The 17273-nt window shown below is 69.0% G+C and carries 13 protein-coding genes and 1 CRISPR repeat array (1 of these 14 only partly in view); of the genes, 2 read left to right on the top strand and 11 right to left on the bottom strand.

Annotation, left to right across the window (positions count from 1 at the left end; translation table 11 throughout):
- Positions 1-1984: a CRISPR direct-repeat array (repeat unit 29 nt; unit sequence CGGTTCATCCCCGCATGCGCGGGGAACAC); it reaches 2196 nt to the left of the window's first position.
- Between the two features lie 91 nt (positions 1985-2075).
- The 8 genes from cas2e to cas3 form a co-directional block, all read right to left on the bottom strand.
- On the bottom strand, positions 2076-2375 hold the full coding sequence (gene cas2e, locus EDC29_RS08345; RefSeq protein ID WP_132229393.1) for a type I-E CRISPR-associated endoribonuclease Cas2e: 300 nt from the start codon (positions 2373-2375) through the stop codon (positions 2076-2078).
- Entirely contained in the window at positions 2356-3267 is a 912-nt protein-coding gene (gene cas1e / locus EDC29_RS08340) for a type I-E CRISPR-associated endonuclease Cas1e (protein ID WP_123143114.1), read from the bottom strand. Before cas1e ends, cas2e begins: the two co-directional genes overlap by 20 nt.
- Positions 3268-3316: 49 nt before the next feature.
- On the bottom strand, positions 3317-3955 hold the full coding sequence (gene cas6e / locus EDC29_RS08335) for a type I-E CRISPR-associated protein Cas6/Cse3/CasE (RefSeq protein ID WP_123140990.1): 639 nt from the start codon (positions 3953-3955) through the stop codon (positions 3317-3319).
- Positions 3952-4632 carry a type I-E CRISPR-associated protein Cas5/CasD gene (cas5e, locus tag EDC29_RS08330; protein ID WP_123140989.1) on the bottom strand — a complete coding sequence of 227 codons (681 nt, stop codon included), beginning with the start codon at positions 4630-4632 and terminating at the stop codon, positions 3952-3954. The genes cas6e and cas5e overlap by 4 nt, the downstream gene beginning before the upstream one ends.
- A gap of 11 nt (positions 4633-4643) precedes the next feature.
- The gene (cas7e, locus tag EDC29_RS08325; RefSeq protein WP_132229391.1) at positions 4644-5810 is read right to left on the bottom strand and encodes a type I-E CRISPR-associated protein Cas7/Cse4/CasC; all 1167 of its coding nucleotides are present in this window, start codon (positions 5808-5810) and stop codon (positions 4644-4646) included.
- Positions 5807-6250 carry a CRISPR-associated protein Cse2 gene (locus EDC29_RS08320; protein ID WP_132229389.1) on the bottom strand — a complete coding sequence of 148 codons (444 nt, stop codon included), beginning with the start codon at positions 6248-6250 and terminating at the stop codon, positions 5807-5809. Before EDC29_RS08320 ends, cas7e begins: the two co-directional genes overlap by 4 nt.
- A gap of 35 nt (positions 6251-6285) precedes the next feature.
- Positions 6286-7803, bottom strand: coding sequence for a type I-E CRISPR-associated protein Cse1/CasA (gene casA / locus EDC29_RS08315; RefSeq protein WP_132229387.1), 1518 nt, complete (start codon positions 7801-7803; stop codon positions 6286-6288).
- Between the two features lie 366 nt (positions 7804-8169).
- Positions 8170-10788: a CRISPR-associated helicase/endonuclease Cas3 gene (cas3, locus tag EDC29_RS08310; RefSeq protein ID WP_165913466.1), complete on the bottom strand. Its 2619-nt coding sequence runs from the start codon at positions 10786-10788 to the stop codon at positions 8170-8172.
- Between the two features lie 57 nt (positions 10789-10845).
- Here cas3 and EDC29_RS08305 point away from each other — a divergent pair, with 57 nt between their 5' ends.
- Entirely contained in the window at positions 10846-11385 is a 540-nt protein-coding gene (locus EDC29_RS08305) for a cytidylyltransferase family protein (RefSeq protein WP_223806142.1), read from the top strand.
- 9 nt (positions 11386-11394) lie between these two features.
- On the opposite strand, the gene EDC29_RS08300 is transcribed toward EDC29_RS08305, so the two are convergent.
- Positions 11395-12381, bottom strand: coding sequence for a metallophosphoesterase (locus tag EDC29_RS08300; protein WP_200189399.1), 987 nt, complete (start codon positions 12379-12381; stop codon positions 11395-11397).
- A 7-nt stretch (positions 12382-12388) separates the two neighbouring features.
- Positions 12389-12946, bottom strand: a complete 558-nt coding sequence (locus EDC29_RS08295; protein ID WP_223806141.1) for a DUF1134 domain-containing protein — start codon at positions 12944-12946, stop codon at positions 12389-12391.
- Between the two features lie 244 nt (positions 12947-13190).
- On the opposite strand from EDC29_RS08295, the gene EDC29_RS08290 reads away from it, so the two are divergent.
- Entirely contained in the window at positions 13191-13790 is a 600-nt protein-coding gene (locus EDC29_RS08290) for a fasciclin domain-containing protein (RefSeq protein ID WP_132229383.1), read from the top strand.
- 93 nt (positions 13791-13883) lie between these two features.
- Here EDC29_RS08290 and EDC29_RS08285 read toward each other — a convergent pair whose 3' ends face one another.
- Complete coding sequence (locus EDC29_RS08285; RefSeq protein WP_123140983.1) at positions 13884-17099, bottom strand: EAL domain-containing protein; 3216 nt, start codon at positions 17097-17099, stop codon at positions 13884-13886.
- Positions 17100-17273 lie beyond the last annotated feature (174 nt).

Here is a 17273-nt window from a genome sequence, read left to right as displayed (position 1 = left end):
CCGGTTCATCCCCGCATGCGCGGGGAACACCTCTCGCAGCCGCGCCACGTCCGCGTCCCGGCCGGTTCATCCCCGCATGCGCGGGGAACACCTGATCTGCTCTTCGCGCTCTGCGGCCCAGGCCGGTTCATCCCCGCATGCGCGGGGAACACCGCGAAGGCGAAGGCGCGGCGCGGAGAACTGCCGGTTCATCCCCGCATGCGCGGGGAACACGACGTCGACACCCCCCTCGAGTTCGACATGGCCGGTTCATCCCCGCATGCGCGGGGAACACCGCGCGTATCCCAAAGCAGTTCGCGAGCGCGCCGGTTCATCCCCGCATGCGCGGGGAACACGATATGCGTGGCTATGGACACGCGCCCGCGAGCGGTTCATCCCCGCATGCGCGGGGAACACCATCGCATTACATTCGCATCACTTCCGTATTACGGTTCATCCCCGCATGCGCGGGGAACACGCACGCAAGCTCTACACCAAGCCGCGCAAAGCCGGTTCATCCCCGCATGCGCGGGGAACACTCTTCGACCAGCGCAAGGCCAATCCGAAAAGTCCGGTTCATCCCCGCATGCGCGGGGAACACCGTAGACGCATCTGGAAACCGGAGCCAACGGACGGTTCATCCCCGCATGCGCGGGGAACACTGCGTTTTAAGCGTTACACCACCAGATAGCGCCGGTTCATCCCCGCATGCGCGGGGAACACCAACCGCGCCAGGCGCTCGGCAACCTTTTCGACGGTTCATCCCCGCATGCGCGGGGAACACCAGACATGGACGTTGACGCCGCTCAAGCACTGCGGTTCATCCCCGCATGCGCGGGGAACACCCGGCGCTTGGTCGACCGTTGGCGACGGCCTGCGGTTCATCCCCGCATGCGCGGGGAACACGACGATCAGGCAGACCAGACCGCCAGGACGCACGGTTCATCCCCGCATGCGCGGGGAACACGACTACGCGCCAGAGCAGAAGCGATGGATTACCGGTTCATCCCCGCATGCGCGGGGAACACCCACGCTCGAGCAGGAGTGCGCCGAACAAGGCCGGTTCATCCCCGCATGCGCGGGGAACACTCTACCAGATCACCAAGGATGAATGCCTCGACCGGTTCATCCCCGCATGCGCGGGGAACACCTCACGCGGACCAGCACGGGCGCGCGCATAGCCGGTTCATCCCCGCATGCGCGGGGAACACGACCGTGCGCGCGTATGGGCCAGGCACACAAACGGTTCATCCCCGCATGCGCGGGGAACACGCTTCGTGCATCTGTGTGGCCGGCGTCATGATCGGTTCATCCCCGCATGCGCGGGGAACACCCTGTTTCAGTGGTGCGTGATCGAGCCGGAGACGGTTCATCCCCGCATGCGCGGGGAACACGGGCAGTGCAGACTTGACGAAGCACAGTTGGCCGGTTCATCCCCGCATGCGCGGGGAACACAACCCGGGGCGCCCCAACACCGCGTTCGACGGCGGTTCATCCCCGCATGCGCGGGGAACACGGCGCGGCGCCATCGACGATGACCCGCCGGGACGGTTCATCCCCGCATGCGCGGGGAACACCGCGTCTCAAGCGATGCCTTGCTGCACAGACGCGGTTCATCCCCGCATGCGCGGGGAACACGCGCCGCTGATGGTGTCGCCGTCGGGCAGGCGCGGTTCATCCCCGCATGCGCGGGGAACACACCACGGTGACCTGGCAGGGGCCGGCGAAGGGCGGTTCATCCCCGCATGCGCGGGGAACACTGACGCGACCCCTGGCCCTCTTCGCCGACCGTGCGGTTCATCCCCGCATGCGCGGGGAACACCTGGGACCAGCAACGCGGCACGACGCTGCTGCTGGTTCATCCCCGCATGCGCGGGGAACACCCGATCTTGTCGACGAGCTGAAGCCCTAAAGACGGTTCATCCCCGCATGCGCGGGGAACACCTTGTATTCCTGGCCGGCGATGAACATAGTGGCGGTTCATCCCCGCATGCGCGGGGAACACTCTTCGCGTATTTGCATGATTCAGCGAAGAAAAATACGCGCCTCTAAATCTACCAGATTTTCGGGGTCTATCGAAGGGGTTGGTTTTTCGATCATCGTGAAGGGTCCGATGGGGGTGGGGGGAGGAAGCTGACGAGTCTGAGTCCGTCGAAATCGACGGGGATGCGCCGGTTCTCGCCGATGGTGCGGAAGTCGTAGCCGGACTCGGTGTTGGTGCTCCAGGCCATGACCGCGTTGCCGTCTTCGACGCCGGCGAGGAGCTGCTCCCAGATGAACTCGCGCAGTCGCTTGGAGGGGGTGCCGATATAGACGCCGGCGCGGATCTCCAGTAGCCACACCGCCAGCCGTCCGCGCAGCCGGGGTGGGATGTTCTCAGTGACGATGACCAGCATCACCGAGTCCTTCCGGGGTGGGGATGGCTGGAGGGATGTTTTCCGGCGCCGGTGGTGGTGGCGCGAGTTCGCCGGCGGCCAGGACGTCCTCGATCATCGGGATCAGCTTGCCGAGTAGCTTGGTCTGGCGGAAGACGTCGCGGCAGGCCAGCCTGACCTCGCGCTCGGGGTTTTGCGGGGCCTTGGCGGCGATCCGGAACGCGACCGGCACGACGGTCTCGAACTTGACGATGTCGGCGATATCGTAGACGAACGACAGCGGTTTGCCGGTATGGATGAAGCCGACCGCCGGGGCATAGCCGGCGGCCAGCACCGCGGCCTCGGTGATGCCGTAGAGACAGGCGGTGGCCGAGGAGAGACAGGTGTTGGGTAGGTCGCTGGTGTCCCAGTCCTTGGGGTCGTAGCGGCGCCCCTTCCAGCGCACGCCGTAACTCTTGGCCTGCTCGGCATAGATCTTCTTGACCCGGATACCCTCGATCCCGCGCAACTGGTCGACGCTGCGCCGCTGCGGCGGTTCCTCACCGAAGCGCAGCGCATACATGCGTCGCACGACGCGCAATCGCGCCTGGTCATCGAGCGCGAGCCGGGCCTGGTGGAGCAGGCGATCGGCGCGGGCGCCGCCCGGCTGGCCGGAGGCGTAGAGTCGGACCCCGGCCTCGCCGACCCATACCAGCAGTGTCCCGACCCGGGCGGCGAGCGCCGCTGCCCGGTGCGAGACGCGGGTGCCGGGTTCGAGCATGATGCAGGCGATGCTGCCGACCGGGATGTGGGTCCGCACGCCCTTGGTGTCGATGACGACGAAGGCGCCGTCGAGCACGTCGATCTCGCCGTATTCGATGAAGATCAGCGAGATGCGCTCTTTCATCGGGATGGGTTCGAGTGGTGGCAGCATGTGGTGCTCCGTGCGCGTGTTGGCCTGTTCCCTGGGTCTGCCGGTGCGCTCAGTCGATGCCGCTGGGCGCGCGCCGGACCAGCAGCAGTCCGCAGCCGAGCCCCTTGGCCGGGCCGACGCCGTTCTCCAGCAGTCCGACCAGCGCCGCCGGATCGGTCACCCTGAGAATGCCTTCGTAGCCGACGGTGGCGATCTTGCCGCCGCGCTGCTTGCGTCTGAAATGGCTCGGCGGGTGTGGTTGGACGACGGCGTGCTCGATCTCGGCGGCACCGGCGAGCTTGCGGATCAGCCACTGTTGCTGGTCGGTCTCGCGGGTGAGCGGGACGCGGCAGGTGTCGCGCCGCTTGCCCGGTTTGTCGGCATGGTGGGCATCGCGGATGGTCTTGACCGGGTTGGCGGTGAGCACGAAGGCGAGTCGCTGGCCGACGCTCGGTCGGGGGTCGAACGCGCGACTGGCGATCAGACGCAGATCCGCGTGGGGCTGGGGTGGTTGGCGCGACTGCACCAGCACCCGGGTCGGCTGCCCCGGCTGTTGCTGCTCGATCCGGAACAGAAAGCCCTGCCGGGGTTGCTCGGGGTCGCTCCGGGGTTCGTGCGGTTGCTCGGGGAAGAGCCGCCACAGTGCGCGGTGGATGGCGTAGCGATCGGGGGCCGCGCGCGGCGGGATCTCGGCTCGACTGAGGATCATGCCTCTCCCTCCTGTCGGTGCAGATAGACCACCCGATTGGCGAACTGACGCCGGCGCGGATCGTGAGGGACGTCGCGTATCGGGATGGTGCGCCCGTGCGCCAGCGGCTGCTCGGTGTAGACCGGGCCACCCGTGGGTGGAGATCCCTCGAGCGCGGCGAGCGCGTCCTCGGCCTCGATCACACCGTCGGTAACGAGCGGGTGGGCGAGCGGGCAAGAACGTCTGCCGAGCACCGGGGTGAACAGCGGTCGGCGCAGCGCGGCGGCGATGCGATCGAGGTCGAACGCGGCATCGGGTCGAGCGCCGATGGCGACGGTGAAGCTGGCGTCGAACAGGTACTCGCGGTGCGACTGGATGGGATGGCGGTTGGTCGAGCCGTCGACCTTCCGGGCATCGAGCACGGTGTGGTAGTCGCGCTCGCGGATTGCCGACTTGGGGCTCGACTCGCTCTCCTCGGGGCGTTGGGCCTTGCGGTCGGCGCGCACGCTGATCTCGATGCTCGCCGCGAGCGCGCTGATGCGCTCGGCGTCACCACGCGCGATCCCGAGACAGGCGCCGAGCAGCCCGACCAGGGCGCTGCGGGTGGGGAAGGCGTTGCTCGGGCGGTAGTCCTCGAAGGTGTGGGTGCCCCAGGACTGCATCGGGCCGTCGAGACGCAGGATGAGATATCTGGCCATCTGCGGTGTCCTCAGCTGTGGCCGTCCTCGCGCAGCCAGGTCTGGAGCGCGGGCAGGGTGTCGAGGTGCGGCGGGGTCTCGCCGGTGGCGGCGTCGAGGCTGAAGACGCGCGCCGTCTCATTGAGTCCATAGGCGCGGTTGAGTCGCCGCCAGTAGTCGAGCATGGTCTCTATCGACGGGCGCAGATAGCCGCCCTCGCGATCCTTGGCGACGGGGGTCTCGAAGGCGTTGGCCAGCGAGATCGGTTGGTCGGCGAGGCTGACCAGGGCGCAGTCGGCGATGTTGTGGGCGGCGAAGGACTGCTGCTTGGCCTCCGGCACCACGGTGGTCATCAGTTGCAGCACATGGGCGGCGATGGCGAGCGCGCGGGCGCGGCCCGCGGCGGTCTCGGGGGCGTCGATGGTGTCGAGCAGGCCGAGGTTGTACTGCAGTTGGCGCAGGTTGAGGCTGGCGTAGCGGTAGAAGACGCCCGCCGAGAACTGTTGCACGTTGAGGTGCCCGGCGCCGCTCTCGCCGGCGTCCTGGGTGAGGTCGTCGACGGCGGTGAACCAGTCGATGTCCTGCGGCTCGACGGTGTGGGTGGTGAGGGCGTGGGCGACGGCCAGGGCGCCGTCGACACCGTGGATCAGCTCGGAGTTGGCCATCCGCCCGGAGAGTGCGACATCGAGGTCGAGCTGGTGGCGCAGGCGCTGCTCGAGCTCCTTGACCGCCTGCTTGAGATGGGTGATGCGTGCCTTCTCCGTCGCCAGCGCGGCGGCCTCGCGCAGCAGGCCGCCGATGGCCTCGATCTCGTGGCTGGAGAAGGGGATGATCTGGGTCTCGATGTGACCGCTCTTGGCGCGCGCGTACCTCTGGATCTCGGCCTCCTTGGTCTTGCCCTCGAAGATCGCGGCGACATAGAGGGCGCACTGCTCGAAGGCCGCGGCGTCGATGCCAGAATCCGGGTCGAGGTCGGCGACCAACTGGTCGAGCAGACGGCGGGTGCGGGTCGAGCGGCTGAACGCCTGGCGGTAGGTGTCGCTGAAGCGGAAGGCGCGCTTGAGCGACTGGCTGGAGATGCGCACCCGGGTCTTGCCGCCGAAGATGGCCGTCTTCTGCTGCCCCATGTCGTCGCGGTTGAGACACGATGGGCTGTGCGAGATGAGGACGTGGAGGTTGACGAAGTTCGGGCGGCTCATGCGGCATCTCCTTGATCGAGCGAATAGAGGTTGAGATAGAAGTCTTCGACGAAGCGGCGCTTACACCGGTCGCCCCAGAACTGGGCGAGTCTGGCGACCTCCAGCCAGCCGACCGGAGCGTGACTGTGCAGGTGGATCAGCAGCCGGCGGAAGGCGATCAGGTCCTGTGGCGCGGTGTCGCGGGCCATCTGGATGATGCGCCGCTCGTGGATGTGCTCGGCGCAGCGTCGGGCGAGTGGTTGCTCGCTCTCGACCTCCCTGCACCAGGGCAGCAGGAAGGCCTGTCGCAGTTGTTGAGCCGTGGGCCGCGCGCCCGGGAACAGCCGGTAGAGCCCGGCGCAGTCACGCAGGGTGTCGGGGTGATCGACCCGGCGCAGTTCGGCCTGCAGTCCGTTGGGCAGGGCGGCGTGGCGCGCGTGGAGGTCGCGGAAGTCCTGCATTTGGTCGTCGTCTTGCGATTGGGTGTCCTTGGCCATCATTCCTCCCGAAGGTGCTTGAGGTCGCGTTCGAGGATGCGTCTGGACCAGGCGATGATCGGGATCAGCGCCGGGTTGTGGGCATAGGGATCGGTGAGTTGCGCGAACAGGGGGCGGCAGTCCCGCGCCAGCCGATCGATGTAGCGCAGCCGGGCGTTGCGCCAGTCGGTGAAGGTGGTCGGGTCGGCGAGGGTGTCGAGGATCATTGGCTCGGTGCGGCTGTAGAAGCGCTGCTCGGCGATCGAGGGCAGGGCGGGGTTGCCGAGTCCGGGCAGCTCCTTGTGGTGGCTGCCCTTCTTCTGCTTGCCCTGCGCGGCGAAGCGGAGCGCGTTCTGTAGTGCGCCCTTCGCCCGCAGCCCGAGCTCGACCAACTGGTGCAGCCGGGTGTCGACCGCGTTCCATCCGACGCCCAGGGTGATGAGCTCGTGTCGCCGCTCCAGCACCGACGCCTGCTTGTTGCGATAGCCGCCGACGAGCAGACGCAAGGGTGCCTCCTCCTCCAGCGCGCCGAACTGGGTGACGGTGAGCGGCGGGCGCGCGCCCTCGCCCTTGGCCGATTGCCGCGCGATCGCCAGCTCGCCCAGTCGGGTCCAGGCCGGCGCGGTGGTGGTGAAGGAGGTGAACCGCTGCTCCAGCTTGCCCGCCTTCGCGCGGGTCTCGACGGCGCCGTGCGGGTGCGGCCACAGCCCGTCGACGGTGAACTTGAACTTCTCCTTGCGGAAGCCGAGATAACGCGGCCCGGCGTCGATGCCGAGCAGGTCGCAGGGACCGGGTTCGGTCGCGACCAGCTCAACGTGCGCCGGTTGCCAGAGCAGCCCGCGCACCACCCCGATCAGGTTCCACTGGATGGTCGACTGCGCGGCAATCGGCTCGACCCAGGTCGGGCGATCGCGGGCGTGGTCCGGTTGCCAGCTGGGCAGCAGCCGCTGCAGCCGCGGCCGGGTGAGCACGTTGGACCAGACCTGGAGACGCAGATCGGCGGCATCGACCAGCACGGTGATCGGCGCCCCGCCGCGCAGGCTGCCCTGGAAGCCACCGCCGAAGCTGGGACAGTTGGAGGCCTGGTGGAACAGGGCGATGGCCGCGATCGGTGCGCTGAGCGCCCGAACCTCGCCGGGGGCGTTGAAGAAGGCGTGGTTGTTGCCCTCGGGCAGCCCGATCAACAGCTTCTGGATCGGCGTGACCTCCTTGGCGCTGACCCCACGGGTCTGCATGAAGGGCTGGGTCGGGTGGTCGAGCTGAAACCAGTCGAGGACCTCGGCAATGGCGTGCTCGAATGCGGCGGGGTCGAGCGGTTGGTCGAGCAGGTCGAACAGGGCCTCGTCGTCCTCGGGCGTGAACAGTGCCTGGGTCAGGCACACCAGCAGTTGCAGCGCGGCCAGCTCCAGGTCGTCGCGCGGCAGGCTCAGCCGCCACGCGCCCGGCTCGCAGAGGAGTTCGCGGTAGGTGAGGAGACGGAAGTCACCGGTGCCGTGGTGGTCGCGTACCGGGATCCAGGGGGATTGGAGCAGGTCCATGCGTCAACTCTCCGTGACAGTGTCCGGGGCGATCGCGGACGCTGGGTGTCGACGCCGCCATCTCCTGGCGCGCTCGGGCCATCGTCCTTGATCTCGCTTCTGACGCGACGGTAATCCCCCCGTGCTAAAAGGTCAACGAAGCGTTTAACTGTTTTATACAGGCTCAAGACGGAGACTTTGGGATCTGTCTCGCTCGCTGCGTTTGTCGTGTCGTCGACGAAGCGTTTATGGTGGGCCGGTTCCCTCGTCTGTGAGGGATGATCCGCGTTTCACTGTGTGAGCCGCGAAGTGCGCGGATGGGTTCCCCGCATCAGCGGGGATGGCGGGGTAACGGGCGCTCCCCGCGCCCGTTCTTCGCGTTGGGCTTCAGTCCAGGGGCTGGCGCGAGAGCCCGAGCCGGGTGTCGTAGATCAGCCCGCTCCGTGGGCAGCGCCAGCGGCCAGGGCCGATCGTCTCCATGTGGAGCGGGACCAGGCCGTGCTCGTCGCACGGGCAGTCGGCCAGCGTCGTTTTCTTCCAACTGCTCGGCGCCGGGCAGGTGTTCAGCAGTCGCGCTTCCTCCCACGCCGGATCGGTGGCGGCGGGCAGGGACTCGCCTTCGAGCGTGTGTCCGGCGCCATCGAGCAACAGCACGTCGACACCCAGTTCGCCGTCGCGGGTGAGGGCGCGGGCCGGCTCGTCGTTGTCGCGGAATTGGGTCTGGTTGAGCCGTGTCAGCTGGATCGCCTTGTCGTTCGCGGCACGCTGCGCGTCGCGCCAGCCACAGTGGCAGGCATAGATGGCGTCCGGTTCGTCGTCCTGGGGGCGGTCGTCATAGACCGTCTCGATCCAGTCGCGATAGGCCGCGGGAAAGCGTGCCTCGTGCTGTTCGCGGATCAGTCGCTCGGTGCGCCACAGCAGCCGGGCATCGCCGTAGATCAGTTGATGCAGCCCATAGTCTTCGGTGCCCTCGGGTGGCGCGAGCACGCTGCATCGAGGGGTCTCGAAACCTGTCGGTCTGGCGCGCTGGTGTCGATGCAGGCGACCGATGCGCTGGAACAGCAGGTCGACCGGGCAGAGTTGGGTGATCAGCCAATCGAGGTCGAGGTCGAGGCTCTGCTCGATCACCTGGGTGGCGACGAGGATGCGCCCGCCGTCCTCGGCGGCGTCGCGACCATAGCGCTCGAGCACCCGCTGCTCGATGTCCTGGCGATCGCGCCGACGCAACCGGGCGTGGAACAGATCGACCGGCACCGCGTCCCGATCGCGCAGTTGCTGCGCGAGCCACTGGGCATCGTCGACCAGATTCATCACCACCCCGACCCGAGCGCCCCGGCGCGCGGCCTCGATCAGCGCCTCGATCCCCGTCGCGTCGGGGCGCAGCCCGGGGTCGCGCCAGAGTTCGAGGGCGACGGTGCGGACAGGGGGCTGCTCGGTCGTCGGCAGGCTCTGCGGGGTCGTTCGGTCGTCGCGCCACAGCGCGGGATAGACGGCGGGCGTCGTCGTGGCCGTCGCGGGCGTGTCGCGCCAGGTGTCGAGCAGGCGCTCGCGGATTCGGCTCGGCAGTGTTGCCGAGAGCAGGATGGCGCTGCCGCCGGTGGCGCGCTGGCGGCGCAGCACCTCGTCGAGCAGCCCCTGCATGTAGGCGTCGTAGGCGTGGATCTCGTCGACGATCAGCACCGCGCGGTGCAGACCGAAGGCGCGGATGAAGTTGTGCCGCACCGGTAGCACAGAGAGTAGCACCTGGTCGATGGTGCAGACCCCGAGCTGACCGAGGAAGACCCGCTTGCGGCTGCTGGCGAGCCAGTGTGCGCACTGTACGCTGGCCGGAGGCTGGGTGTCGGCGGCGCTGTGCGTGCCGCGCTCGACGAGTGCGCGGAACCGGGCGTTGAGGTCTCTGTGGCCATGGGCGAGCACCAGGTTGGCGTCATCGAAGGCGTGACGGGCGAAGTCCACGCAGCGCCCGAGCATGGCGTTGGCGGTGGCCTGGGTGGGCAGGGCGAAGACGATGGTCTCGGCCTCGCCCGCGGCAAGGAGCTGCCAGGCTAGCGCCAGGGCCGCCTCGGTCTTGCCGCTGCCGGTCGGGGCTTCGATCAGCGTCAGGCCGGGGCGCGACGCGTGTGATGCGTCGATCAGGGTCTGTACGCCGCGCGGGCGCTCGCCGTCGCGCAGCAGGGCGGCGAGCCCCGGATAGGGCTGCGACTCGCCGAGCAGGCCGAGCCGGTGCAGGAGTCCGGTGTCGCGGATGTACTGGCGGCGGCATTGCCAATAGTCCGCGGCGGGCTCGCTCGGTGCGCGATAGGGGAAGTGGGCGCTGTCCGAGCCGATCCAGTCGCACAGGCTGCAGAAGCCGGCGAGCAGGGCGCGGGCGCTGTCATCACAGGGCGGCGGCGAGTCGTCCGCGGCGATGCCCTGTGGTTCGAGAAAGAGGCTGGCCGCTTGTGCCAGCCAGTCACGGCGGGCCGCGTGATCCTGGGCCTCGATGTCGGGGTCGGCGTAGCCGGCGAGGAGGGTCTTGGTGTCGTTGAGTCTGGGGTGTTCGTCGTAGAAGACCTCGCCGTGATGGCCGGTGACGGCGCCGAACCAGCCGCACCAGTGAGGGCAGCCACGGGGGCGGCGGCCCGGTACGGTCGGGGCGAGTTTGCGCCCGAGCGCATAGCCGACGAGTCCGTGGTCGAACCTGCCGCAGCCGCTGGCCGGGCGCGCGGTGAGCGTCGGCCAGCTCAGGGGGAGGACGTCGGGGGCCTTGCACTGGAAGCAGGCGTGGAGCTTGCCGAGATCGTGCAGGGCGATGAAGTAGAGCACCCAGGCGCGGCGGCGCGCCGGGTCGGGCTCTGCGGGGAAGATTGTGGCGAAGGCGGCCCGGGTGCGGGGTGAGGCCGCCCACAGCTCGGCGGCGACCGCACAGACGTCGAGCGCGTGATGGGCGAAGGGGTGCCAGGGCGGGTCGTGCTCGGCGGTGGTGTCGGCCTTGGCCCAGTAGTGGTCGAGTGTCGTCGTCTCCATGATGCTGCCTCCTCGCGTGGCCATGTGGGCGTGGCGTCGTTGCCGGTGCGTGCGATCATGGCGCAGGCGCGCGGCGCGGGCCAGGTGGGGTGTCGAGAGGCGGTGGAGGCGGAGGGCGAGATGGAGTGGCTGTCGATCCTGGTGCTGGTGAGCTGGGCCAATGGCGCGCCGGTGATGGCGCGGTTGGTGTTCGGGCGGCGGGGTTGTCGGGCGCTCGATGGCGGCGCGCGCTGGCGCGACGGGCGGGCGCTGCTCGGGCCGTCGAAGACCTGGCGCGGGGTGGGGACGGCGCTGGCGAGCACGCCCGTGGTGGCCTGGACGCTGGGGGTCTCGCCCCTGCTCGGGCTGGGGGTGGCCGCGGCGGCGATGACCGGGGATCTGGCGACGAGCTTTCTCAAGCGTCGGCTGGGGGACCGGTCGAGCGCGGCGCGACCGGGGCTCGATCAGTTCGCCGAGGCGCTGTTGCCGGCGCTGCTCGCGGTGGCGGTGCTCGGCGGTGGCTGGACGACGGTGGCGGCGGTGGTCGCGGGGTTCACCCTGATCGATCTGGCGCTGACCCCGCTGATCGCCCGGTTGTGGCGGCGCTGGCGACGCTGAACCGGGGGCTCAGTCGGGCTGGAGGACGTGGATGGTGATCTCGGGCGGGCAGTTGAGCCGGGCGTTGACCACCGAGGTGCCGGCACCGACCGAGGTGTAGCCGACGAGGGTGCCGTGGCGCCAGGGCCCGGCGGCGAGCCGGCGCGGGCAGCGGGCGTCCCAGATCAGCGGGATGCCGCCGGGCAGACAGATCTGGCCGCCGTGGGTGTGACCGCTGAGCATCGCGGCGAAGCCGGCGTGGGCGGCCTGGCGATAGATCTCGGGGGTGTGGGAGAGGAGGATCGCGGTCTCGTCCTCGGGGATCGCACCGGCGACCTTGTCGAGGTTGTGGAGCTGGTAGTAGTGGGCGTCGTCGACCCCGGCGAGGTGCAGTCGCGCGCCGTCGCGCTCGAGGGTGACGGTCTCGTTGAGCAGGAAGCGGATGCCCAGGCACTCGAGTTCGGGCACCAGACGCAGGCTGTCGTGGTTGCCGAGCACGGCGTAGACCGGGCCGCTGAGCGCCTCGCGGACCTCGCGCATGCCGTCGACCGTCGCGGTGATCGGGCCGAAGGTGCGGGCGCGGTAGTCGCCGGTGAGCACGCAGAGGTCGTAGTCGAGTCGGCGCACGGCGGCGGCGATGGCGTGGGTGTTCGCCGCGGCCATGTCGACGTGCAGATCGCTGAGCTGGAGGATGCGCAGCCCGGCGAAGGCCGGCGGCAGCCCGCGCAGCGCCAGCGGGTGCTCGACGATGCGGTGACGGCGGGCGTTGCGCCGGGCGCGGCCGTGGAGCCCGCTGAGGCGCAGACAGTGACGGATGACGCCGTGCACCGAGTACCAGTTCTCGGGATAGAAGAAGTGGGCGCCGGGGCGATTGAGCACGAACACCTCATGATCGCGCTCGAGCCCCAGGCGCTGGCGCAGATGGGTGCGCCCGAGCCGCGCGCGCAGCCCGTCGAGCGGCGTCCCGGCGGTGCTCGCCGGGGGTGGCTGGACGGTGCGGGGGGCGGTGCTTGGCATCGCGATCTCAGAAGGGGTTGAGATGGGCCTTGCGGGTGAAGTCCATGTAGCCGGCGCTCACCCCCTGGCGCCAGCCGGCGCCGAAGCGGATCGGCGCGAGCACGGTATCGCCCGATTGCAGATAGTTCACCCCGACCCCGCCGACGAAGTAGAGGCTGCCCTCGGCGCCGGGGTAGCGCTGGAACAGCGCGTCGGGGTTCGGCAGCCGATAGATCAGCACGAACACCTTGGCGGCGTTGGCGCCGACGTCGAGACCGATCGAGGGTCCCTGCCAGTAGACCGGGCGGGTGTAGCCGTCTTTCATGTACAGCCGTCCCTTGCCGTAGCGCACGCCGATGCCGAGCGCGGCGCCGACCTCCTCGCCGGTGATGTAGCCGTTGGGCTCGCCCTGTTCGCGAAAGACCTTGCGCACCACGGTGCCGAGGTTCTCGGCGCCGTCGCCGAAGAAGGTCTCGATGCTGTCGAGGATCTCCTGCTGGCGGTAGGTCTGCTCGGTGGCGGAGGCGAGCGCCGGGGCGAGGACGAGGAGCAGGCAGAGGACGAGTCGAAGGGGCAGGGCGGGCATGATGATCAACGGGCTCCCGTGGTGATGGTGTGGTCGATGCCCCTCCATTCTGGGTCAAGTCGCGCCGGATTGGTATGGCGCACGACGAACCCGCGGAATGAATCGGGTTTTGCTTGCCTTTTCTGGAAGTGCACTAATACTTGAGTGCGAAGGTAGGAAATTAGCCGTATCGTCCCGGCACGGAGGCCGACGGCTTGTGCCTGACCATCCTGTTTCTTTCAGTCATGCCCAGAGGATTCGCGCCATGAGCAACGACAATGTGACCTCCATCAGCCCGCTGACCGCCATCCTGGTGCTCGCCGCCGCGGTGGGCCCACTGGCGGCGCTGTCGATCGGCAGCAAGGTCGCCGACGAGGAGACCCTGGAGCGTGCCCGCGCCGGCCTGGAGAACGCCACCCCGACCGATCGTTTCGCCCATTACGACAGTCTGCGCAGCCCGTCCTATGCCTCGAACAAGTCGATCACCGACATCACCGAGGGCTCCGGGGTGTTCACCAAGCTGCAGGCGGCGATCGAGGCCGCCGGCGCCGAGGCGATGTTCTCCGAGGGTGGTCCCTACACGGTGTTCGCGCCGAGCAACGAGGCCTTCTCGCGCATCCCGCCCGATCAGCTCGAGGCGCTGCTCTCGGACAAGGAGCGGCTCAATCAGGTGATCGCCGCGCACGTGGTGCCGGGGCGGCTGAGTCCGACCGAGCTGATGCAACTCGAGAGCGCGCCGACGCTCTCGGGCGAGCGCGTCGCGATCAGCGTGCCGGGGATGATCAAGGTCGGCGAGGCCACCGTCTCGCAGTCGATCGCCGCGCGTAACGGCGTGGTGCACGTGATCGACCGCGTGCTGCTCTGACCCGTCCCGTCGCCGCCCGCCGCGTGGGCGGCGCTTCTCCCGAACCCGATGACGAGGCCGTGGCCATCTGGTCGCGGCCTCGTCGTTGCTGGTTCAGTCCTCGAGCCCCGCTTGCGTCGGCAGGGCGATACGACCGGCTTGCAACAGCGGCTCGATCTTCGCGCCCGGCAGGGGGCGGCTGTAGAGATAGCCCTGGGCGATGTGACAGCCGTGCTGGAGCAGGAAGTCGCGCTGCAGCCGGGTCTCCACGCCCTCGGCGATGCCCTCGAGACCGAGACTGTTGCCGAGCCCGATGATCGCCTTGACGATGGCGGCGGCCTGATCGTGACGGGCGCTCTCGGCGCCGATGTCGGCGAGGAAGGAGCGGTCGATCTTCAACGCGTTGACCGGCAGGCGGTTGAGATAGTTGAGCGAGGCGTAGCCGGTGCCGAAGTCGTCGATCGCAATCGAGAAACCACGCTCGCGCAACCCGGCGAGGATGTCGACGGCGCGGTCGATCGAACGCATGGTGGCGCTCTCGGTGATCTCGAACTCGAGCAGCTCGGGCGGGATGGCGAACGCGTCGACGATGCCGTCGATGGACTCGATGAGCGCCTCCTGGTAGAGCTCGTTGGCCGAGAGGTTGACCGCCATCGGCACCGGCGCGATCCCCGCCTCGCGCCAGCGTGCGAGCTGGCCGCAGGCCTGGCGCAGCACCAGCGGACCGATCTGCAGGATCAGTCCGGTCGCCTCGGCCACCGGGATGAAGCGTCCCGGCGGGATCCAGCCGTGGTGCGGATGGTTCCAGCGCACCAGCGCCTCGAGACTGAGGATGCGCCCGGTGCGCATGTCGACCCTGGGCTGGAAGTGCAGCGAGAGCTGCTCGCGCTCGAGCCCGTGACGCAGATCCTGTTCGAGCTGGAACTGCTGGTGCATCTGCTCGTTGAGCGCCGGGGTGAAGAAGCGGTAGGCGCCGCGTCCCTCGGCCTTGGCGGTGTGCAGTGCGGCGTCGGCGTGGCTGATCAGCGCATCGGTGCTGCGCGCGTCATCGGGGTGCAGGGCGATGCCGATCGAGGCGCTGATCAGCAGCGAGTGCCCGTCGATGACGAAGGGCATGGTCAGTGCCTGCTGGATGCGCTCGGCAAGCTCTCCCGAGGCCTGCACCGAGCGATTGCGGGTGGCCAGCCAGATGAAGTTGTCGCCGCCGAAGCGCGCGAGGGTGTCGTCGCTGCCGAGCACCCCGAGCAACCGCTGGGCGACCTCGCGCAGCACCTGATCGCCGAGGCGGTGGCCGAGCGAGTCGTTGACCTGCTTGAGGTTGTCGAGATCGAGCGAGAGCAGCGCGACCCCCAGCCGTCGTTTGGTGGCGATCTGCAGCGCCTGCTCGATGCGCTGGCGCATCAGTGCGCGGTTGGGCAGGCCGGTGAGCGGGTCGTAGTGCGAGACGAAGGCCAGCTGCTTCTCGTCGCTGATGTTGATCAGTCCGCCGTAGTGACGGCGCGCGCCGGGTTGTGCCGGATCGGCGCAGCACTCGGTGGTGGCGCGCACCCAGCGCAGCGTACCGTCGCGATGGCGCAGCCGCAGCTCGCAGGTGGAGCTGGCGCCGATGGGCAGCTCGAGGATGCGCGAGACGAACAGCTCCTGGTCGTCCTCGATCACCAGGAAGCGCCAGGTGCCGTGGGCGCGGACCTCCTCGACGCTGTAGCCGCTGAGCGTGGTGATCGACTCGGTGATCCACTCGAGCGAGGGGGTGTCGTCCGCCGCGCGCAGCACCGAGTAGGCGACGTCCGTCACCACCGAGGTGACCTGACGATAACGGGTCTCGCTGGCGCACAGCTCGCGCTGGGCGTGCTGGCGCACGCGCAGGTTGGAGAGGGTCTCGGCGACGAGCTGGAGCGTCTGCGCCTCGTCGTTGGTCCAGACCCGGTGCGCGAGACACTCGAGTTCGAGCAACGCCGGGCGCTGGTCGGTGTCGAGCAGCGGCGCGACGAGCAGCGCGCGGATGCCGCGGTGCTCGAGCAGCTGGCGCTCGAATTCGACCCCGAGCGCCTGGTGTTCGCGCGCGGGCAGGCTGACCGGGCGCCGTGCCTGGTGTTCGGGAACGAAGCCGGCGGGCAGTGGCGTGGGATGGTACTGCGCTGCGGCGGCGATGCCGGAGCTGCGCCACTGCTGGAGGCAGCGTGCGCGGGTGCCGCCCTCGGGGGCGTCCTCGAGGTGCGAGAGCAGACAGCGGTCGACCTCGAAGAAATGTCCGACACGATCGAGCGCCTGGGCGAGCGTGCAGGCGTCGGGCTGGTCGTGGCGGGATTCGGTGAACAGCGTCGAGAGTTCGGTGAGCAGTCCCTGGAGACGGAGCTGGCGGCGTAGCGCGCGCTGGGTCTGCTCGCGTTCGGTGACGTCGGTCACCAGGCCTTGGAAGTAGAGCACCTGCCCATCGGCGCCGCGCGCCACGCTGGTGTCCTCCTCGACCCAGTGCACCGAGCCGTCGGCCCAGATCACCCGATAGATCAGGTTGAAGGCCGCCTCGGTGGCGCTGAGATAGTCGCTGAAGCCCTGATCGACCCGGGCGCGGTCCTCGGGGTGGACCAGTTCGATGAACTGCAGCTCGCCGCTCTGCATGCGTTCGAGCGGATAGCCCCAGCGGCACACGTTGTGCGAGGCATAACTGATCGGCCAGCCGGGTTCGGGGCGCCAGCGAAAGGCTACCGTGGTGCTGGCGTCGACGACCTCGGCGGCGACCGCCAGCCGGGTGTTGGCGCTGATCAGCGCATCGCGCTGGGCGATCCGTTCGGTCTGGTCGATGATGCAGCAGACGCACTCGAAACGGTCGCTCTCGGGGATCGGCAGCCGGATCAGCACCAGGTCGGCGAGCAACGGGCAGGTCTCGCGGCCGCGCAGCGCGATCTCGCTGCAGCTGGCCTTGCCCTCGCGCAGCGCCCGCTGCAGCGCGCTCTGCAGGAAGGGCTGGTGTCTGGAGTGGGCGAGCAGCGTGAACAGCCGACGATCGAGCTTGAGCAGGTGCGAGGCCGCGCCGTTGTGATCGCCGATGCGCCCGTCCTCGGAGACCTGCAGCACCGGGATGGGCAGCTCGTAGTAAAAGCGCATGAAGCGGGTGCGCGCGATCTCGTTGAGGTGCTGGCTCTCGTGCAGTGCCTGCTGCTGGAGTTCGAGTTCGGCATGATAGATATGCAGCTCCTCGAGGAGCTGCTCGAGCCCGAGTCCGCCCTGATCGAGTTCGATCAACGCCGGGGTGAGGCGGCCATCGCGCAGGATCTGGCGGGCGCGCTCGCGCAACTGGCCGTGACTGGTGGTGGCGTCCTTGGGCGTCATCCGGGTCTCCGCGCGGTTGGGGCCTGGCGCGTGCGGGCACGGCGGCAGCGCCACCCTCTCCGTGAGGCCTCGTGGTGCCTGGGTTCGCGTGTTTCGACGGCCTCGGGGCGGCTTCGCCCCAGGAGCAGTAGCGCCATCTCTGTTGCTTCCTCCGCTGCCCGCTCGGGCGTGGCG

It is taken from the genome of Marichromatium gracile (genome assembly GCF_004343155.1).
Classification (GTDB): Bacteria; Pseudomonadota; Gammaproteobacteria; order Chromatiales; family Chromatiaceae; genus Marichromatium; species Marichromatium gracile.
The sequence above is the reverse complement of the archived record's forward strand: the minus strand, read 5'-3'. Positions and strand labels throughout refer to the sequence as shown.

What these genes read in the sequence shown, in the direction of transcription:
- cas2e (WP_132229393.1), bottom strand. Translation starts at nt 2,375, where the DNA reads ATGCTGGTCATCGTCACTGAGAACATCCCACCCCGGCTGCGCGGACGG.
- cas1e (WP_123143114.1), bottom strand. Translation starts at nt 3,267, where the DNA reads ATGCTGCCACCACTCGAACCCATCCCGATGAAAGAGCGCATCTCGCTG.
- cas6e (WP_123140990.1), bottom strand. Translation starts at nt 3,955, where the DNA reads ATGATCCTCAGTCGAGCCGAGATCCCGCCGCGCGCGGCCCCCGATCGC.
- cas5e (WP_123140989.1), bottom strand. Translation starts at nt 4,632, where the DNA reads ATGGCCAGATATCTCATCCTGCGTCTCGACGGCCCGATGCAGTCCTGG.
- cas7e (WP_132229391.1), bottom strand. Translation starts at nt 5,810, where the DNA reads ATGAGCCGCCCGAACTTCGTCAACCTCCACGTCCTCATCTCGCACAGC.
- EDC29_RS08320 (WP_132229389.1), bottom strand. Translation starts at nt 6,250, where the DNA reads ATGCAGGACTTCCGCGACCTCCACGCGCGCCACGCCGCCCTGCCCAAC.
- casA (WP_132229387.1), bottom strand. Translation starts at nt 7,803, where the DNA reads ATGGACCTGCTCCAATCCCCCTGGATCCCGGTACGCGACCACCACGGC.
- cas3 (WP_165913466.1), bottom strand. Translation starts at nt 10,788, where the DNA reads ATGGAGACGACGACACTCGACCACTACTGGGCCAAGGCCGACACCACC.
- EDC29_RS08305 (WP_223806142.1), top strand. Translation starts at nt 10,846, where the DNA reads ATGGCGCAGGCGCGCGGCGCGGGCCAGGTGGGGTGTCGAGAGGCGGTG.
- EDC29_RS08300 (WP_200189399.1), bottom strand. Translation starts at nt 12,381, where the DNA reads ATGCCAAGCACCGCCCCCCGCACCGTCCAGCCACCCCCGGCGAGCACC.
- EDC29_RS08295 (WP_223806141.1), bottom strand. Translation starts at nt 12,946, where the DNA reads ATGCCCGCCCTGCCCCTTCGACTCGTCCTCTGCCTGCTCCTCGTCCTC.
- EDC29_RS08290 (WP_132229383.1), top strand. Translation starts at nt 13,191, where the DNA reads ATGAGCAACGACAATGTGACCTCCATCAGCCCGCTGACCGCCATCCTG.
- EDC29_RS08285 (WP_123140983.1), bottom strand. Translation starts at nt 17,099, where the DNA reads ATGACGCCCAAGGACGCCACCACCAGTCACGGCCAGTTGCGCGAGCGC.